This window comes from Dyella terrae (genome assembly GCF_004322705.1).
Classification (GTDB): Bacteria; Pseudomonadota; Gammaproteobacteria; order Xanthomonadales; family Rhodanobacteraceae; genus Dyella_D; species Dyella_D terrae.
Genome location: NZ_SIZZ01000002.1, coordinates 122,662 through 137,289, shown reverse-complemented (window position 1 = coordinate 137,289; position 14,628 = coordinate 122,662). Strand labels below are relative to the sequence as shown.

The 14,628-nt window shown below is 66.0% G+C and carries 16 protein-coding genes; 4 read left to right on the top strand and 12 right to left on the bottom strand.

Features of this window, described 5'->3' with window-relative positions; all coding sequences use genetic code 11:
- Nucleotides 1-109: 109 nt before the first annotated feature.
- From EYV96_RS11495 to EYV96_RS11485, 3 genes are read left to right on the top strand one after another with little or no spacing between them, the layout of a single operon-like run.
- Entirely contained in the window at nt 110-1,306 is a 1,197-nt protein-coding gene (locus EYV96_RS11495) for a beta-ketoacyl-ACP synthase (RefSeq protein WP_205746158.1), read from the top strand.
- Entirely contained in the window at nt 1,303-2,106 is an 804-nt protein-coding gene (locus EYV96_RS11490; protein ID WP_131151701.1) for a beta-ketoacyl synthase chain length factor, read from the top strand. Before EYV96_RS11495 ends, EYV96_RS11490 begins: the two co-directional genes overlap by 4 nt.
- On the top strand, nt 2,103-2,876 hold the full coding sequence (locus tag EYV96_RS11485) for a glycosyltransferase family 2 protein (RefSeq protein WP_131151700.1): 774 nt from the start codon (nt 2,103-2,105) through the stop codon (nt 2,874-2,876). Before EYV96_RS11490 ends, EYV96_RS11485 begins: the two co-directional genes overlap by 4 nt.
- On the opposite strand, the gene EYV96_RS11480 is transcribed toward EYV96_RS11485, so the two are convergent.
- Genes EYV96_RS11480 through EYV96_RS11455 form a run of 6 tightly spaced genes read right to left on the bottom strand, consistent with a single transcriptional unit; the run spans nt 2,873 to nt 7,790 of the window.
- Entirely contained in the window at nt 2,873-3,316 is a 444-nt protein-coding gene (locus tag EYV96_RS11480) for a hotdog family protein (protein WP_131151699.1), read from the bottom strand. The two genes, EYV96_RS11485 and EYV96_RS11480, sit on opposite strands and share 4 nt — an antisense overlap.
- A complete protein-coding gene (locus EYV96_RS11475) occupies nt 3,306-5,633 on the bottom strand; it encodes an MMPL family transporter (protein WP_205746157.1) in 2,328 nt (775 codons plus the stop codon). Before EYV96_RS11475 ends, EYV96_RS11480 begins: the two co-directional genes overlap by 11 nt.
- Nucleotides 5,634-5,635: 2 nt before the next feature.
- Complete coding sequence (locus EYV96_RS11470) at nt 5,636-6,283, bottom strand: LolA-related protein (RefSeq protein WP_165488669.1); 648 nt, start codon at nt 6,281-6,283, stop codon at nt 5,636-5,638.
- Nucleotides 6,222-7,160: a lysophospholipid acyltransferase family protein gene (locus EYV96_RS11465; RefSeq protein WP_131151697.1), complete on the bottom strand. Its 939-nt coding sequence runs from the start codon at nt 7,158-7,160 to the stop codon at nt 6,222-6,224. Before EYV96_RS11465 ends, EYV96_RS11470 begins: the two co-directional genes overlap by 62 nt.
- Nucleotides 7,157-7,462, bottom strand: coding sequence for an ApeI family dehydratase (locus tag EYV96_RS11460; protein ID WP_240732470.1), 306 nt, complete (start codon nt 7,460-7,462; stop codon nt 7,157-7,159). Before EYV96_RS11460 ends, EYV96_RS11465 begins: the two co-directional genes overlap by 4 nt.
- Nucleotides 7,463-7,517: 55 nt before the next feature.
- Nucleotides 7,518-7,790 (bottom strand): phosphopantetheine-binding protein, encoded by a 273-nt coding sequence (locus EYV96_RS11455; RefSeq protein ID WP_131151695.1) that lies wholly within the window; start codon nt 7,788-7,790, stop codon nt 7,518-7,520.
- A 92-nt stretch (nt 7,791-7,882) separates the two neighbouring features.
- Here EYV96_RS11455 and EYV96_RS11450 point away from each other — a divergent pair, with 92 nt between their 5' ends.
- Nucleotides 7,883-8,875: a chorismate transformation FkbO/Hyg5 family protein gene (locus EYV96_RS11450; RefSeq protein ID WP_240732469.1), complete on the top strand. Its 993-nt coding sequence runs from the start codon at nt 7,883-7,885 to the stop codon at nt 8,873-8,875.
- Nucleotides 8,876-8,906: 31 nt separating this feature from the next.
- Here EYV96_RS11450 and EYV96_RS11445 read toward each other — a convergent pair whose 3' ends face one another.
- The 6 genes from EYV96_RS11445 to atpD form a co-directional block, all read right to left on the bottom strand.
- Nucleotides 8,907-9,686 carry a hypothetical protein gene (locus tag EYV96_RS11445; protein WP_131151694.1) on the bottom strand — a complete coding sequence of 260 codons (780 nt, stop codon included), beginning with the start codon at nt 9,684-9,686 and terminating at the stop codon, nt 8,907-8,909.
- A gap of 31 nt (nt 9,687-9,717) precedes the next feature.
- Nucleotides 9,718-10,506 (bottom strand): DUF4850 domain-containing protein, encoded by a 789-nt coding sequence (locus EYV96_RS11440; protein ID WP_165488668.1) that lies wholly within the window; start codon nt 10,504-10,506, stop codon nt 9,718-9,720.
- A gap of 36 nt (nt 10,507-10,542) precedes the next feature.
- Nucleotides 10,543-11,910 (bottom strand): bifunctional UDP-N-acetylglucosamine diphosphorylase/glucosamine-1-phosphate N-acetyltransferase GlmU, encoded by a 1,368-nt coding sequence (gene glmU, locus EYV96_RS11435; protein WP_131152427.1) that lies wholly within the window; start codon nt 11,908-11,910, stop codon nt 10,543-10,545.
- Between the two features lie 82 nt (nt 11,911-11,992).
- Nucleotides 11,993-12,520, bottom strand: a complete 528-nt coding sequence (locus EYV96_RS11430; protein WP_131151692.1) for an energy transducer TonB — start codon at nt 12,518-12,520, stop codon at nt 11,993-11,995.
- 178 nt (nt 12,521-12,698) lie between these two features.
- Nucleotides 12,699-13,121, bottom strand: a complete 423-nt coding sequence (locus EYV96_RS11425) for a F0F1 ATP synthase subunit epsilon (protein ID WP_131151691.1) — start codon at nt 13,119-13,121, stop codon at nt 12,699-12,701.
- Between the two features lie 91 nt (nt 13,122-13,212).
- A complete protein-coding gene (gene atpD, locus EYV96_RS11420) occupies nt 13,213-14,625 on the bottom strand; it encodes a F0F1 ATP synthase subunit beta (RefSeq protein WP_131151690.1) in 1,413 nt (470 codons plus the stop codon).
- Nucleotides 14,626-14,628 lie beyond the last annotated feature (3 nt).

Sequence of the window (14,628 nt, the reverse complement as noted above, 5' to 3'; positions counted from 1 at the left end):
TGCAGGCAGGGCGATGGCGGAATTTCTTAGCAGCCAACATGAACCAACCCACGCATGCCTCATGAAGCCATCACTAGGCAATCACCAAGTGGCTAAGTAGGCTCATTGAATGGCAGTACCCATCAAACCTCTCGCCGTCAGCGCCTATACCGTTACGTCGGCGCTGGGTCACGGGCTCGATGCCCACCTCGAAGCGCTGACCGCCGCGCGCACCGGCCTGCGTGCCAACGATTTCAGTCGCGATGCGCTGACCTGCTGGATCGGCCGCGTCGCCGACGTGGAATCAACACCCATCCCCGACGACTGGCGTCACCGCGACTGCCGCAACAATCGGCTCGCCTGGCTCGGCTTGCAGCAGGACGGATTCCTCGATCAGGTGAATGCCGCGCGCGATCGATACGGCGCCTCGCGCGTCGCGTTGATCCTCGGCACGTCGACGGCCAGCATCGGAGCGACCGAAGAAGCCTATCGACGCCTGGAGGATCAGCGCATTCCCCCGGACATGCGCGAGCCGGACATCCACAGCCCGCACTCGCTGATCCTCTTCGTCGCCGACGCGCTGGGCCTGGAAGGCGCCGCGCTGACGATGTCCACGGCGTGCTCGTCCAGCGCCAAGGTGTTTGCCAGCGCCGAGCGCCTGATCCGTCTTGGCGTCGTCGATGCCGCCGTGGTTGGTGGCGTCGATACCCTGTGCGACAGCGTGCTTTACGGCTTCAACGCGCTGGAGCTGGTGTCGCCGGAGCCGTGCCGGCCGTTCGATCGCACGCGCAATGGTATTTCCATCGGCGAGGCGGCGGGCTTCGCCTTGCTCGAACGCGCCGCCGCACGGCCTGGCGCGGCGCAGCTGATCGGCTATGGCGAGTCGAGCGACGCTTACCACATGTCCACGCCGCATCCCGAAGCCGCTGGCGCGCGACTTGCGCTGCAGGACGCGCTTGACCGCGCCGGAATCACGCCCGAACAGGTCGATTACGTGAACCTGCACGGCACCGCCAGCCAGAAGAACGACGACGTCGAAGCTGGACTGATCGCGCAGGTTTTTCCAGACCACACGCGCGTTAGCTCCACGAAGGGATTCACCGGGCACACTCTGGGCGCGGCAGGCATCGTCGAAGCGGCGATCACGCTGTTGGCCATGCAGCAGGGGTTCGTGCCGGGCAATCTCGGTGCCAGCGAACCGGATCCCGTCTGCGGCCCGCAGTTTGCCTGGCGCAATGAAACACGCGCGGTCAACGTTGCGCTGAGCAACTCGTTCGGTTTTGGTGGCAACAACGCGTGTCTGGCCTTTCGCCGAGGCGGGGTATGAGCGTGCTGGAAATCTTCATTGACGGTGCGGGCTTGTGGTCGCCGTATGCGGCCCGCTTCGACGCGTTCCGGCACTGGCTGGAAAGTGGCATGATCGACGCGCCCGAAACCGCGCGCCCACCGGCCGAACGCCTGCCGGCCAACGAACGTCGCCGCGCGCCGGAGCACGTGCTGCTCGCCATCGAAGCGGCGGGCCAGGCGATCGGCATGAGCGGCTATGACGCAGCGGAACTTGCCTGCGTCTTCACTTCGGCGCATGGCGACCAGGCGATCACCGATTACATGTGCGCGACGCTGGCGGACGATCCGACAGCGCTGTCACCCACCCGTTTCCACAACTCCGTCCACAACGCGCCCGCCGGCTACTGGACCATTGCCACGGGATGCCGCGCGCCATCGGCCGCCGTGTGCGGCCATCGCGCCAGCGTGGGCGCGGGCTTGCTGGAAGCGGCGATGCTCACGCTGGCTGATGAACGACCCGTCCTGCTGGTGTGCAGCGACATCGCCGGAAGCGGCCCCATCGCCGAAATGACAGGCAGCACGCAGTCATTCGGCTGTGCGTTCGTGCTGTCGCCCCGGCCCGGCCCGCACACGCTGGCGCGCCTGGTACTTCACCCCACGCACGGCGGGGAACGCGCGCCGGCCGGCGCCTCCGTGTTGCCGCCGGACTGGAGCCGGGCCAACAGCACCGCCGCGGATGCGCTGCCGCTGTTGATGCTGGTCGCCGGGCATGGACGGCAGCATCATCTGCCTGCGGCGGCCCATATGGGCCTGGAGATTCGCCGGGAGGTGCTGGCGTGAACATCGAACCGCGCTGGTGTGTACTGATTCCCTGCCTCAACGAAGAGGCGGCGATCGGCGGGGTCGTGCAGAGCGTGCTGGATCTGGGCATACCGGTGATCGTGGTCGACGACGGGTCCGACGATCGCACGCCCGCCATCGTCGGCGCGCTGCCGGTCACGCTGGTCCGTCATCCGACCCGACGCGGCAAGGGTCATGCCCTGCGCAGCGGTTTTCGCGAAGCGCTGCGACAAGGCTTCGACGCCGTGGTCACCATGGATGGCGATGGACAACACCTTGCCTGTGACGTGCCACGCATCGCCGATGCCGCGAAGCGCTATCCGCGCCATATCGTGATCGGCGCGCGCCTGCTCGATCGACAGCAGCAACCCATGTCGCGCCGACGCGCCAATGCCGTCGCCGACTGGGGCATTTCCTGGGCGTGCGCGCAGCCCGTCGCCGACACGCAAAGCGGCCAGCGCTGGTATCCGCGCGAAGCACTGGACCTGGTTGACCTGCCGGCCGAAGATTTCGTCTTCGAAGCGGCCATCCTGATCGCGGCATGTCGCGAGAAAGGGCTGGGCGTGGCCTCCGTGCCGATCGCTTCGCGCTATCACGGCGACTTTCGCGGCAGCTACTTTCATCCGGTGCGCGACGTCAGCCGCATCACCTTCTACACGGTCGCCCGCGTCTTCCATTACGGTCACGTCATGGCGAGCTATCGTCGCTCGCGTGCGCACGGCCCGTTGCTGTTCGATGCCGCGGCAACATCTACGCTGACGAAGTTCTAGACGAAGCCCTGCGGTTGGGGATGAATCACGGCAGCGCGACCGCTCGCCAGGAGCCGTTCGCCCTGCATAACGCGAAAACTGTACTGCGCGCCCGTGGCGTCGCCGTAGAGACGTTCGGCATAGACGTCCAGGTCGCCTGAGGGATCGACGTATTCCACGCCAAGGACCACGTCACGCAGGCTCACCAGCCGCCCCTGCCGCACCGTGGTTTCGCCCCGGTCGCGCGCGAGCAACGCGCCGTGCACCGCCATGCACTGCGCGCCGTACTCGGCCAGATGCACCGCATGCAGGCCATGCTCGCCGCGCAGGGGATGTCCTTGATGCCCATGGCTTGCGCTGCGCGCATGGATGCTGCCGTCACTCCAGCTGACCACGCTGTCGAGCAGGCACATGGTGCCGGCATGCGGAATGAGATGGGCCCAGTCGGACTTATCGAGCATCGGATTTCGCCGCATGCGGCGCCATGAGAATGGACAGGCAGAAGTGGAAGGCCACGCCAAGCGCCACGGTCAGGCCAATGGCGCGCAACACCGGAATCGCGCTCCAGGCCAGCATGCCAAACACCAGCAGCGCGGACGCCACGCACACCAGCGTGGCGTGCAACGTGCGGCGCTGCTCGGCCGGATCGCCCGTGTCGCGCTCGAAGAACAGCGCGTAATGCAGGCCCAGGCCAGCGGCGAGGATCAACGCGACGAGATGGAAAAGTGAGATCTCCACGCCGACGATGCGCTCAACCGCAAGCACCAGGAACGTGGCCAGCGTCATGGGCGCCAGCACGTGCCAGGCGCGACGCAGGCTGCGCAGCGCCACGCTGATGGTGATCACCAGCAACAGCGACGCCACCATCAGCGCATGGAGGATACGCGTGCGGTAGGCCTGCACGAGGGACTCGGAGGCCTGCTTGAGATCGAGGAGGCGCATGGCGCCGTGACTGGACGCAGCAAAGGCTTCCACGGCGGCAAGATCATGCACGCCGCTAAGCGTGGCGAGCCCGAGCGCATGCCCGTCACGCTGCATCAGCATGGCCGCCAGGCGCTGACCCAGGGCGCTTTGCGCGAATACTTCGGGAGTCAGGGGCGGGAGCTCGCGCGCGGCCTCGACATCGGCGAGAAAGGGCTCGAACAGATCGCTGCGGAACGGCAGACCTGTCGTTGCCTTGCCCAGCTCGGCCCGGAGCGTCGCCGCATCGGGCAATCGCGCCTGGCGCGCGCGCTGTACGTCCACACTGGAGAGATAGCGCGAAGGCAGCTCGATGGCATCGACCGCGCCACGCTTCACCAGCGCGTCCGCCTCGCCTTGCATGGATTCCGACAGCCTCAGCAGGGCCTGGCTGTCCCCGGCCTGCAGCACCAGCAGGTAACGCACGTCCGGTGCACCCAGCGCACCGCGCAGCCGCGCATCCTGCTGGAGCAGATCCTGGGGCAGCGGCGTCAGCGCGGCGAGGTTGTTCTGCCAGAACGAGCCCGGTGCCACCACCAGCATGACCACGGTCGCAACGGCCACCAGCGCAGGGACCCAGCGCGGACGCGGCAGGCGATCGACGCGCTCGCGCGCCTTCACCAGCCAGGGCATGTCGGCCACGTCGCGCACGCGATCGGGCAGGATGTGCGGCAAGGCGTAGCGCGTCGTCAGGCCCGCCACCAGCAGGCCGGTGATGGTGAAGGCCGCAAGCTGCTGCAGGCCTTTCACGCCGGAGGCATAGAACGCCAGGTACGCGATACACGCCGATGCAATCGCGGTCAGCAGCAACGGCCACAGATCACGCACGCTGGCGAGCGCGTTCTCGCCGGCACGCCGATGGCTGAGCACGCGGATGGGATATTCCTGCGCGACACCCAGCAAGGTGAAACCAAACGCCAGCGTGATGCCGTGCACCTGCGGGAAACTCAGGATCAGTACACCGATACCTGCAAGTCCGGCGCTGGCGATGGGCAAGGCGGAAAGCACCAGCGAGCCGAAGCTGCGATACGCCAGCAGCAACAGCGCGATAAAACCCACGGTAGATATGTTGCCGATCCATTCGGCCTGCTGGCGTGTCTGCGTCGCCACCCGCACGCTGAAATAGCCGGGGCCGCTGAAGATCAGCGAAGCCGATGCGCTTTGCGGCAAGGCACGAAATGCCTGCTCGATGCCGTCGATGGCCTTCGCCTGCGCATCCGGATCGAAACCGGGCGCCTGCGTCTGCACCAGCATCAGCGCTTCGTGATCGGCGGAAAACCACACGCCTTCGCGCACATCGGGCGACTTGGCCGGCGCCCACTGTTCGGCGAGTTTCAGGATTTCCAGCGTGGGGTCGCGCGGCAACCAGGTTTTTAGCAGGCTCGCTGCAGGCGAGGACAAATCGTCCAGGCGCTGGTCCAGTTGGTCGGCGAGGTAGGCCTCGTCCAGCGGCTGGTGGTCGAGCGTGTTCGACAGCAGATAGCGATAGGGCAAGAGTTTGGGATCGAGCGCCGTCGTGTCGAAACTGCCATTGACGACCTGGCTGTAGCGCGCGTCGCCGTGCAATGCCTGCGCCAGCCCCTGGCTGAGCGCGGCTGCCTGCTCGTCACTGGGCGCGCGAATGGCCAGCATCAGCAAACGCGATCCCGGACCTTCGCCCACCTGCTCCATCAGCAGGCGTTGGTCGGCCGTGGTGGCCGCCGGCATGAAATCGCGCAGATCGGTGCTGACCTTGAGCCGCTGGATCACCACGACGGCAAGCGCCGCCAGGACGACCAGCCAGACAGCCAGCAGCAACCAACGAGCCCCCCGGCGCATGCTCAGTTCGGCGCCTGGCAGAGGGCGAGCAGCCCTTCGCGCGTCGGTGCCGCCGGCATCTGCGCCGCCAGCGGGCCGAGCAGATCGATCGACAGGTCGCCATCGGCTTCCTGCATGCGCATGCAGCGCGCTTCGTCGCCGCGGCCATCGATGGCGATGCTCGCCACGGCACCCGCGACCTTCGCGTCGCGCGGCGTCAGCACCAGCGTCCAGCGCGCGCCGTCACCGCTGTGCTCAAGCGTAAAGGCGCGATCCAGCCGGGACGCATCGCCCCCGAGCAGCGCCACGAAACTATCCACCAGCACCTGCAACTGTGGTGCGCGCTTGAGTGAGAACGTACGCGGCGAACGACCTTCGCGCGTCTGCGTGACCTCGCCGTCGGCAATGGTTGAGGTTTCGCGCTGCGGTTTGTCGACACGCCGCTCGAGCTTATCCCCGCCTAACCAACCCAGCTCACCGGACAACACCAGTGGCTGGTCGAGCATCTTCATGAAGCGCGCCTCGGCAAACGGGGTGCGCGCGGGCGCCGGCCTGGCCAGCGAGGCGATCAGCGCATGCGCGTCCCCGAGGGTCGCGGGCGTCGAGGCCTCAGCGCACAGGGGAAGCGCCAAAGCGAGCAGAAGCGTGCCGATCTTGCTGCCAGAAGTCATAGAAATTGAACCAGTTGTAGGGGGCCACGTGCATGTAATGCTCCACGCGCGCAGCGTAACGCGCGATGACCGCATCCAGGGCCTCGTTGCGGGTCTGGCGCGGAATCTCCACGCGTTCGGCGAAGGCTTCGAAGATCAGCTTGTAGCGGTTGCCGCCCAGGTACAGGCCAAAACACAGCAGCACGGGCACCCGGAGCGTATGGGCCAGGAGCCAGGGGCTCACGGGGAAAGGTGCCGGCTCGCCCAGCAACAGGGCATGGCGCAGCACTTCGTGCTCGCGGCCGCGATCGGCAAGCAGCGCCACCATCGCACCTTCGCGGCAGGCTTCAGCGATCGCCAGCACCATGCTGGTGCCATCGCCCGATGCATCGATGATCGAGCGTGCGATGTCTGGCGCCAGCGATTCGAGCATGTCGGTGAGTTCGGGGGTTTTCTGCTTGTCCAGGACCACGCGCAGGCCCAGGTCCGGGCGACGCGTACTCAGTACGCGCAGCGCATCGAAACTGCCCTGGTGCGAGCCAATCAACAGCACGCCGCGTCCTTGTTCCACCTGTTCCACCAGCAGGTCGACACCTTCGGTTTCGATCACGAAACCGCGCTCTCCGTTCGCCAGCAGGTAGATGCGGTCCAGCAAGGTGGCGGCAAAACAATGCATGTGCCTGTACACATGCCAGGCACGCACCCGCTGTGGCAAAACACGGCGCAGATAGTCCCGCGAGGCACGCCGGTCATCACGGCGGTGCATGATGTAGAACAGCGTCAGCGGATAGAGAATGGCGCGCATCAGGGGCCGGCCCAGATGCAGCGCCGACCAGCGCAGGACCGCAAAGCCCTGGCGCCCGGCGCCTTCGGGCTGATCTTGCCAGTGACCGCTCACGCCGACGCTGCTTCGACAATGCCCTTGGCGAGCAGGTGCTCGTCGCGTCGGACATCGAATCGGATCTTCTCACCGGTGCCGCTGAGCGCGATGGTGGCTTGCTCCCCGGGCAGCAGGGGCGCCAGGAACTTCACTTCGACAACGCGCGCCAGGCGCATGCCACGCCACGCGCGCAGCGCATCGGCCACGGCTTCAAGTATGACCACGCCCGGCACGAGCGGCTGATCCGGGAAATGCCCCGGCAAGCTCGGATGCGACGCGGCGATGCACAGCGGAACGTGGAATGCGTCGTTGGGAGTCACCGGACCTTCGCCCTTGTGTCGGGTCGGCGCACGCAGGTTACGTGCGCGGACGGAGTTACGACGCCGCGCGGTTCTGTTCGACGTGATCCGACAGCGCACGCAGGTTCGCGAAGATGCGGGCATTGTCCGGATTGTCCGAGCGCAGTTGGAAGCCATAGCGCTTGGACACGGCCAGCGCGATCTCCAGCGCGTCGATTGAGTCGAGGCCCAGGTCGCCGCCAAACAACGGCGCATCCGGGTCGATCTGCTCGGGCTTGAGCGATTCAAGATTGAGGCTCTGCACGATGAGTGCGGCCAGTTCACGTTGTGCGGCGGTTTGCTCTGCCATGCTCGTCCCGTACTGCTAAAAACATGCCTCCACCCCGTCGGCACGGGCGCGGAGTGTAACATAGCCCTCCGTTGCTCCCCGGTGACCGCTCCATGGCACAAGTTATTGAAGGTGCAGCCTTTATCGCCCCTGATCGACCGGCTCCGCTGGTGTCCTACCGCCTCGCCACCTGCACGGAAGTGCTGGCCGAACCCGGCACCCTCGCCGTCTTCGGCTTCGGGTCCGGCGCGCCGCAGCATGATGACCCGCGCTGGCTGAACATCCCGCTGGAAGGTCTGGAAGCACCCTCCCCGCTGGAGGTCTGGCACGTGCAAGGCCCGGTCGAACATGGCCGCGAAGGTGCACTGTCATGGTCCGCAGGTGAAGGCTGGATGTTCGCCTCGCTCACCCTGGACGAGCGCGACTTCGACGATCTCAGGCAAGCGGCGGCAGCAGCCTATGAGGCACTGGGGGAATTCGTCGTCCAGCGCGACGAACACCACGTGCTGCGCCTGTGGAATTACCTCGGGGCGATCAATGACGGTGACGGTGACGTCGAGCGCTACAAGCTGTTTTGCGAAGGCCGCGGCGACGGCATGCGCAGCCAGTTCAAGCACGGCTTTCCCGCTGCCACGGCCATTGGCCATCACGGTGAACCGCACTGCCTGGTGGTCTACCTGCTGGCCTGCGACAAGCCAGGCAAACGCGTCGAGAATCCCCGGCAAGTGAGCGCGTGGCAGTACCCGCGTCGTTACGGCCGCACCGCGCCGAGCTTCGCCCGTGCGATGGCCTTGCCCGAGGGTGATGCGCTGGCCATTTCGGGGACGGCGGCCGTGGTCGGCCACAGCTCCGCCCATGCCGACGATCCGGACGCGCAACTCGAAGAAACCCTCGCCAATCTCGAAGCCCTGCTGGCCAGCGCGGGCATGCCCTCGGGCTTCGATACTCGCTCACCGCTGAAGGCCTATGTGCGTCGCGCCAGCGATGCGCCGCGCATCATCGAGCTGCTCAACCACCGTCTTCCGGGCGTACCCGTGCTGGCTTTGCATGGCGACGTGTGTCGCCGCGAGTTGTTGGTGGAGATCGACGGGTGGCGGTACGTGTGATGCCTGCGGCGGCCTGAAGCCGGCCAGGGGTTCAGGTGGGATCCGACGCCCTGGTATCGCAACCGGGCAGGGTCGCACGGAAGACGTCAAGCATCGCGTCGACGGGTACCCCGCTTTCATCCGGCAGTTCGACGGTAAAGGCCGTGTAGAGCGGACCATCGTTCTCATAGCGACTGACCACGTGTTTGCGCATGCCATGGCGCACCGGCCATGTCTGGGTGGCGATGCATGGCTGCGTAAACGTCGTCTTGATCCTGCGGTCGGGCTTGTCAGGACTTTCGCCGGTCAGCTCGCGATAGGCCTGGCGTGCATTCGGGTGGACCGATGCGGCGGCGCTGATGGCGCAACCGGCGCAGGCGATGTACTCGACGAACTGGGCGCGACCGGGGCGTCCCGTCGCCGGCTCGAAGACATAGAAGAGCGTGGTGTCGCCCGTCAGCATCGCGAACTTGAGCCGCCAGTCGCGCGGCACGGCGAACCAGGAGGACCCATCCGTGAAGAGCCTGAGCCTGGCTTGCAGCGCAAGCGGAAGGTCGACAGGCAAGCGGGGGATCGCGCGCGAAGGGTCGTCCCATTCGGCGACGTCACCGGGGTAGGCCTGGTTGATGTCGATTCGGGTTGCTGGCAACGCGGTGAGCGGGTGTCCGTCGTGATCCAGCGCGGTGATGTCGGCTTGTCGGTAATCGACGCCCTCGACCAAATGAGGCTCCCATCCGCTCGTCTTCGGCGGCGATGACGCCTTCTTCCGAGGCATGCCAGCCGACGCCATCGCGGCACACGCCAACAACACGAACGCCATGATGCGAAACATGCCTGTTCCCCTGAAGCGTGTTTTCAACGGGTTACGGCGACGACATGTCCTTGCACGTTGGCAAGACTTGACGGTAGGCGCCCAGGATCGCCGCCACGACTTTGGCCTGAGTCTTGGGGGCGGCGAGCGTCAGCTGCCGGAACTGCGGGTCGTAGGCATCGTCGGCGAAGAACGCCACGGTACGCACGGCCGGCGATGCCGGCAGTCGATAGCCGAATTCCACCATGCAGGCGCTTGGGTGGTCGATCTTGTCGGGGTTGGGCGCGAGGATGGGCGCCGGCGTCGACTGGCCAAGCAATTTGTCGAGTTTGTCGTGCGCACCGCTGAACAAGCCATCGGCTTCCTGATACATGCACCCGACGCAGGCCGGGATAGACACCACGCTCAACCAGCCTTCGACCGGGCCCCTGGCCGCGGTGAAGCTGAAAACCGCCCCGCCATCGATGCCCTGCACCGCGCGCACCAGCTTCCAGTCGCGCGGTACGAGCATCCAGCCGACCGGCGATGCGTAGAACAGTGCCAGTGACGGGCGCTGCGCCGCGGGTACATCGAAATGGATCGGCGGCAAGGTATCGCCCTGCTGTTCCCAGCCGTCGAGGTCGCTGCGCAAGTCGATGCGTTGCGCGGGTACATCGGGGATGGGCTGACCTTGCGCATCACGCGCCTGCACGGTCGCCAGTCGAAAATCTTCGCCGGGTCGCGAGAGATTGCTCACCGGCGGGCCGGGCAGGTGCCGTTCGACGTGCGTATCGGACGCGCGGGCTGGCGCCAGCGCGGCGAGCCAAAGGCAAAGGACGACCACTACATTGCAACGAGTCACGACACACCCCCTGATGTGGCCAAGCCGTATGGACGGCTATTTCCTGGTCGGACGGTGCCATCCTTGCAGCGTTCCCTGACGCGCACGGGCCAGCGTCAGGGCATCTTCGGGCGCATCCTTGGTAATGACCGAACCGGCACCGATCGTCGCCATTTTGCCGATGCTTACCGGTGCCACCAGCGAGCTGTTCGAGCCGATGAAGGCACCGTCCCCGATGCGGGTGATGCTCTTATTCACGCCGTCGTAGTTGCAGGTGATGGTGCCGGCACCGATATTCACCTTGTTGCCGATCTCGGCGTCGCCCAGATACGTCAGGTGATTGGCCTTGCTGCCTTCGCCGATGCGGGTTTTCTTGGTTTCGACGAAATTGCCGATATGCACGCCGGGCGCCAGCTCGGTGCCTGGGCGCAGCCGCGCGAACGGACCGATCTGGCAGGGGCCGTGCGTCACGACGCCTTCCAGGTCGCAGTGGCCCAGGACGATGGTGCCGGCGGCGAGATTGACGTTTTTCAGGCGCGTGAAAGGACCGATGCGCACGTTTTCGCCCAGGCGAACGTCACCCTCCAGGATCACGTTGACGTCGAGTTCCACGTCGCTGGATGCCACGACGGTGCCGCGGACGTCCAGCCGTGCCGGATCGGCGATGCGCACGCCGTCGAGCGTGAGTTCGTAGGCGGCGCGCTGGCGGAAAACCGCTTCGAGTTCGGTCAACTGCCAGGGATTGTTGGCGCCGGCGGCTTCCATGGCGTCTTCGCATTCGATGTTCTGCGCGGCGCGATTTTCGCTGGCGGCCATGGCGAAGATATCGGTGAGGTAGTACTCGCCCTGGGCGTTGTTGCGATCAAGCTTCGACGTCCAGCGCCTGAGCGCTTCCGATTCGGCGGCGAGGATGCCGGTGTTGATCAGGTTGATGGCGCGCTGGGCGTCATCGGCGTCCTTTTCTTCCACAACGGCGCGTACGAGGCCGTTGCCATCGCGGAGCACGCGGCCGTAGCCCTTCGGGTCGGGAACGCGCGTGGTCAGCAGGGCAAGCGAACCGTCCGTGCCGATCAGTCGCTGCAAGGTCGATACGCGGGTGAGCGGCACGTCGCCGTACAGCACGAGGACGGCGGCGTGATCGGGCACATTCTTGAGGGCCTGGGCCACGGCGTGGCCAGTGCCGAGGCGTTCGGCCTGCAGGGCCCAGCGGAGGTCTTGCTGACCATCGAAGGCCTTCAGCACCTGGTCGCCGCCATGGCCGTAGACCACGTGGACGGCCTGCGGCTGCAGGGCGCGAGCGGCGGCAAGGACGTGTTCGAGCAAGGGGCGGCCCGCCAGCGGCATCAGCACCTTGGGCTTGCTCGATTTCATGCGCTTGCCTTCGCCAGCGGCGAGGACGATCACGTGAAGCGGCTTGTTCTTCATGGTCATGCGTCGGGTCCCTGATAGCGGCGCAGCATAGCAGCGCCTTTCGCCGGGCCGGGCTGGCATACGCCGTCCGGCTGGGTCAGCCCTGACTTGCGTCCGTTACCACGGCGCCCTGCCCGGCCTTGCACCTGAAATGGAATACATAGTTGAGGCTGAATGGCTGCTTCTTCTGATCCACCACATGTGCTTCGTCGTTCGCATCGGCGGCCATATGCGTGATGAGAAGCGGCTCGAAGCGCCAGCCAGTCACGGCCGCCCGCACGGCGTCGTCGAATGCCGGCGCATGCGTGTCGGCGGCGATGCGTGCCTCACTGACCTGGCCTTGCTCGTCCACGACCAGCAGGGCAGGAACGTCGACCGATTCGGGACAAGCTCCCAGCTCGGAGGCGGGATAGGCGGGGCTTTCGTGGGCGATGGGCCCGGCGCCGCTGGCGACCTGCCCCAGCGCAAGCTGGTAGTGCTTCATGCCCTGCGGCTCGACCGCTTCATAGGACGAGGATCCGTGCGAGGGCGCTTTGGCTTTGACGACCGGGGGCACCGGTCGCTGCGCGGCGCAACCGGCGATCAGCACGATAGCAGCGATGAGGGCACCGTCAGTTCGCTTCATGCGTGGAGTATCTCCGGTCCGGGAGGACCGACAATGCATGAAGGGGGGCACGGATGTGAAGGGTCCGGGCCCACCTCAGACGGCGCGTTCTCGCCGGGCCGTTCGGTACCCCGAATTCGACAACGCCGGCACAAGGCCGGCGTCATGGTCACCAGGCTGCGCCACGAGGGCGCCGCACTCAGTGCTTAAGGTTCTTGCGCATGCGCTCGAGGGCCTGCAGCTGCGTCAGCGCTTCGGCCAGCTTGGCCTGGGCTTCGGCAATTTCCACCGCGTCGGTGCGGTTGGCCAGGGCGTCCTCGGCTTCCTGCTTGGCGCGCTGCGCCGCGACTTCGTCGAGGTCGGCAGCACGGGCAGCCGTATCGGCCAGCACGGTGACGACCTGCGGCTGCACCTCGAGGATGCCGCCGGAAACCCAGAACTGCTGGCGCTCGCCGTTGGGCAGCACCACGTCCACGTGGCCCGGCTTCAGGCGCGTGATCAGCGGCGCATGGCGGGGGGCAATGCCCAGCTCGCCCATTTCGCCGGTGGCGACGACCATCGCGGCTTCACCGTGAAAGATCTCGGCTTCTGCGCTGACGATGTCGACTCGAAGAGTGCTCATAGTGTTCTCGCTTGGTTCAACGGGAGCGGGGAATCGGGCTTAAGGAAACCGGCCAGGCCGGCTTCCCCTGCCCATCTCACGATTCCCGTGATCAGGCTGCCTTCTTGGCGCCCATTTCCTCGGCCTTCTTGATGGCCTCGTCGATGCCGCCGACCATGTAGAACGCCTGCTCCGGGATGTGGTCCACGTCGCCGTCGACGATCATCTTGAAGCCACGGATGGTTTCCTTCAGCGGCACGTACTTGCCCGGCGAGCCGGTGAAGACTTCGGCCACGTGGAACGGCTGCGAGAAGAAGCGCTCGATCTTGCGGGCGCGGGCCACGGCCTGCTTGTCGTCTTCCGACAGTTCGTCCATGCCCAGGATCGCGATGATGTCCTTGAGCTCCTTGTAGCGCTGCAGCGTGCCCTGCACGCGACGGGCGACGTCGTAGTGCTCGGCGCCGATCACGTTCGGATCGAGCTGGCGGCTGGTGGAGTCCAGCGGATCCACGGCCGGGTAGATACCCAGCGAGGCGATGTTACGGCTCAGCACCACGGTCGCGTCCAGGTGGGCGAAGGTGGTGGCCGGCGACGGATCGGTCAGGTCATCCGCGGGAACGTACACGGCCTGGATCGAGGTGATCGAACCGGTCTTGGTCGAGGTGATGCGCTCCTGCAGGACGCCCATTTCCTCGGCCAGCGTCGGCTGGTAACCCACGGCGGACGGCATACGGCCGAGCAGCGCCGACACTTCGGTACCGGCCAGCGTGTAGCGGTAGATGTTGTCGACGAACAGCAGCACGTCCTTGCCCTTGCCGGTCTCGTCCTTCTCGTCGCGGAAGTACTCGGCCATGGTCAGACCGGTCAGCGCCACGCGCAGACGGTTGCCCGGCGGCTCGTTCATCTGGCCGTACACCATGGCCACCTTATCGAGCACGTTGGAGTCCTTCATCTCGTGATAGAAGTCGTTACCTTCACGAGTACGCTCACCCACGCCGGCGAACACGGACAGACCCGCGTGCGCCTTGGCGATGTTGTTGATGAGTTCCATCATGTTCACGGTCTTGCCCACGCCGGCGCCGCCGAACAGGCCGACCTTGCCGCCCTTGGCGAACGGGCACACCAGGTCGATGACCTTGATGCCGGTTTCGAGCAGGTCGCTGGCAGCGGCCTGATCGTCATAGCTCGGGGCTTCGCGGTGGATGACCCACTGGGCCTTCTCACCGATCGGGCCGGCTTCGTCGATCGGGTTGCCGAGCACGTCCATGATGCGGCCCAGCGTTTCCTTGCCGACCGGCACCTTGATGCCTTCGCCGGTGTTGCGGGCCACGAGGCCGCGCTTGAGGCCGTCGGTCGAGCCGAGGGCGATGGTACGGACGATGCCGTCACCGAGCACCTGCTGGACTTCCAGCGTGATGTCCGTGCCGTCAACCTTCAGCGCGTCGTAAACCTGCGGCACCTGATCGCGTGCGAATTCCACGTCGATGACCGCGCCGATGATCTGTACAACTTTGCCCTGGCTCATTTG

Bases quoted from the DNA above. Each gene is read 5' to 3' on its own strand.
- EYV96_RS11495 (WP_205746158.1), top strand. From the start codon at position 110: ATGGCAGTACCCATCAAACCTCTCGCCGTCAGCGCCTATACCGTTACG.
- EYV96_RS11490 (WP_131151701.1), top strand. From the start codon at position 1,303: ATGAGCGTGCTGGAAATCTTCATTGACGGTGCGGGCTTGTGGTCGCCG.
- EYV96_RS11480 (WP_131151699.1), bottom strand. From the start codon at position 3,316: ATGCTCGATAAGTCCGACTGGGCCCATCTCATTCCGCATGCCGGCACC.
- EYV96_RS11475 (WP_205746157.1), bottom strand. From the start codon at position 5,633: ATGCGCCGGGGGGCTCGTTGGTTGCTGCTGGCTGTCTGGCTGGTCGTC.
- EYV96_RS11470 (WP_165488669.1), bottom strand. From the start codon at position 6,283: ATGACTTCTGGCAGCAAGATCGGCACGCTTCTGCTCGCTTTGGCGCTT.
- EYV96_RS11455 (WP_131151695.1), bottom strand. From the start codon at position 7,790: ATGGCAGAGCAAACCGCCGCACAACGTGAACTGGCCGCACTCATCGTG.
- EYV96_RS11450 (WP_240732469.1), top strand. From the start codon at position 7,883: ATGGCACAAGTTATTGAAGGTGCAGCCTTTATCGCCCCTGATCGACCG.
- EYV96_RS11445 (WP_131151694.1), bottom strand. From the start codon at position 9,686: ATGTTTCGCATCATGGCGTTCGTGTTGTTGGCGTGTGCCGCGATGGCG.
- glmU (WP_131152427.1), bottom strand. From the start codon at position 11,910: ATGAAGAACAAGCCGCTTCACGTGATCGTCCTCGCCGCTGGCGAAGGC.
- EYV96_RS11430 (WP_131151692.1), bottom strand. From the start codon at position 12,520: ATGAAGCGAACTGACGGTGCCCTCATCGCTGCTATCGTGCTGATCGCC.
- EYV96_RS11425 (WP_131151691.1), bottom strand. From the start codon at position 13,121: ATGAGCACTCTTCGAGTCGACATCGTCAGCGCAGAAGCCGAGATCTTT.
- atpD (WP_131151690.1), bottom strand. From the start codon at position 14,625: ATGAGCCAGGGCAAAGTTGTACAGATCATCGGCGCGGTCATCGACGTG.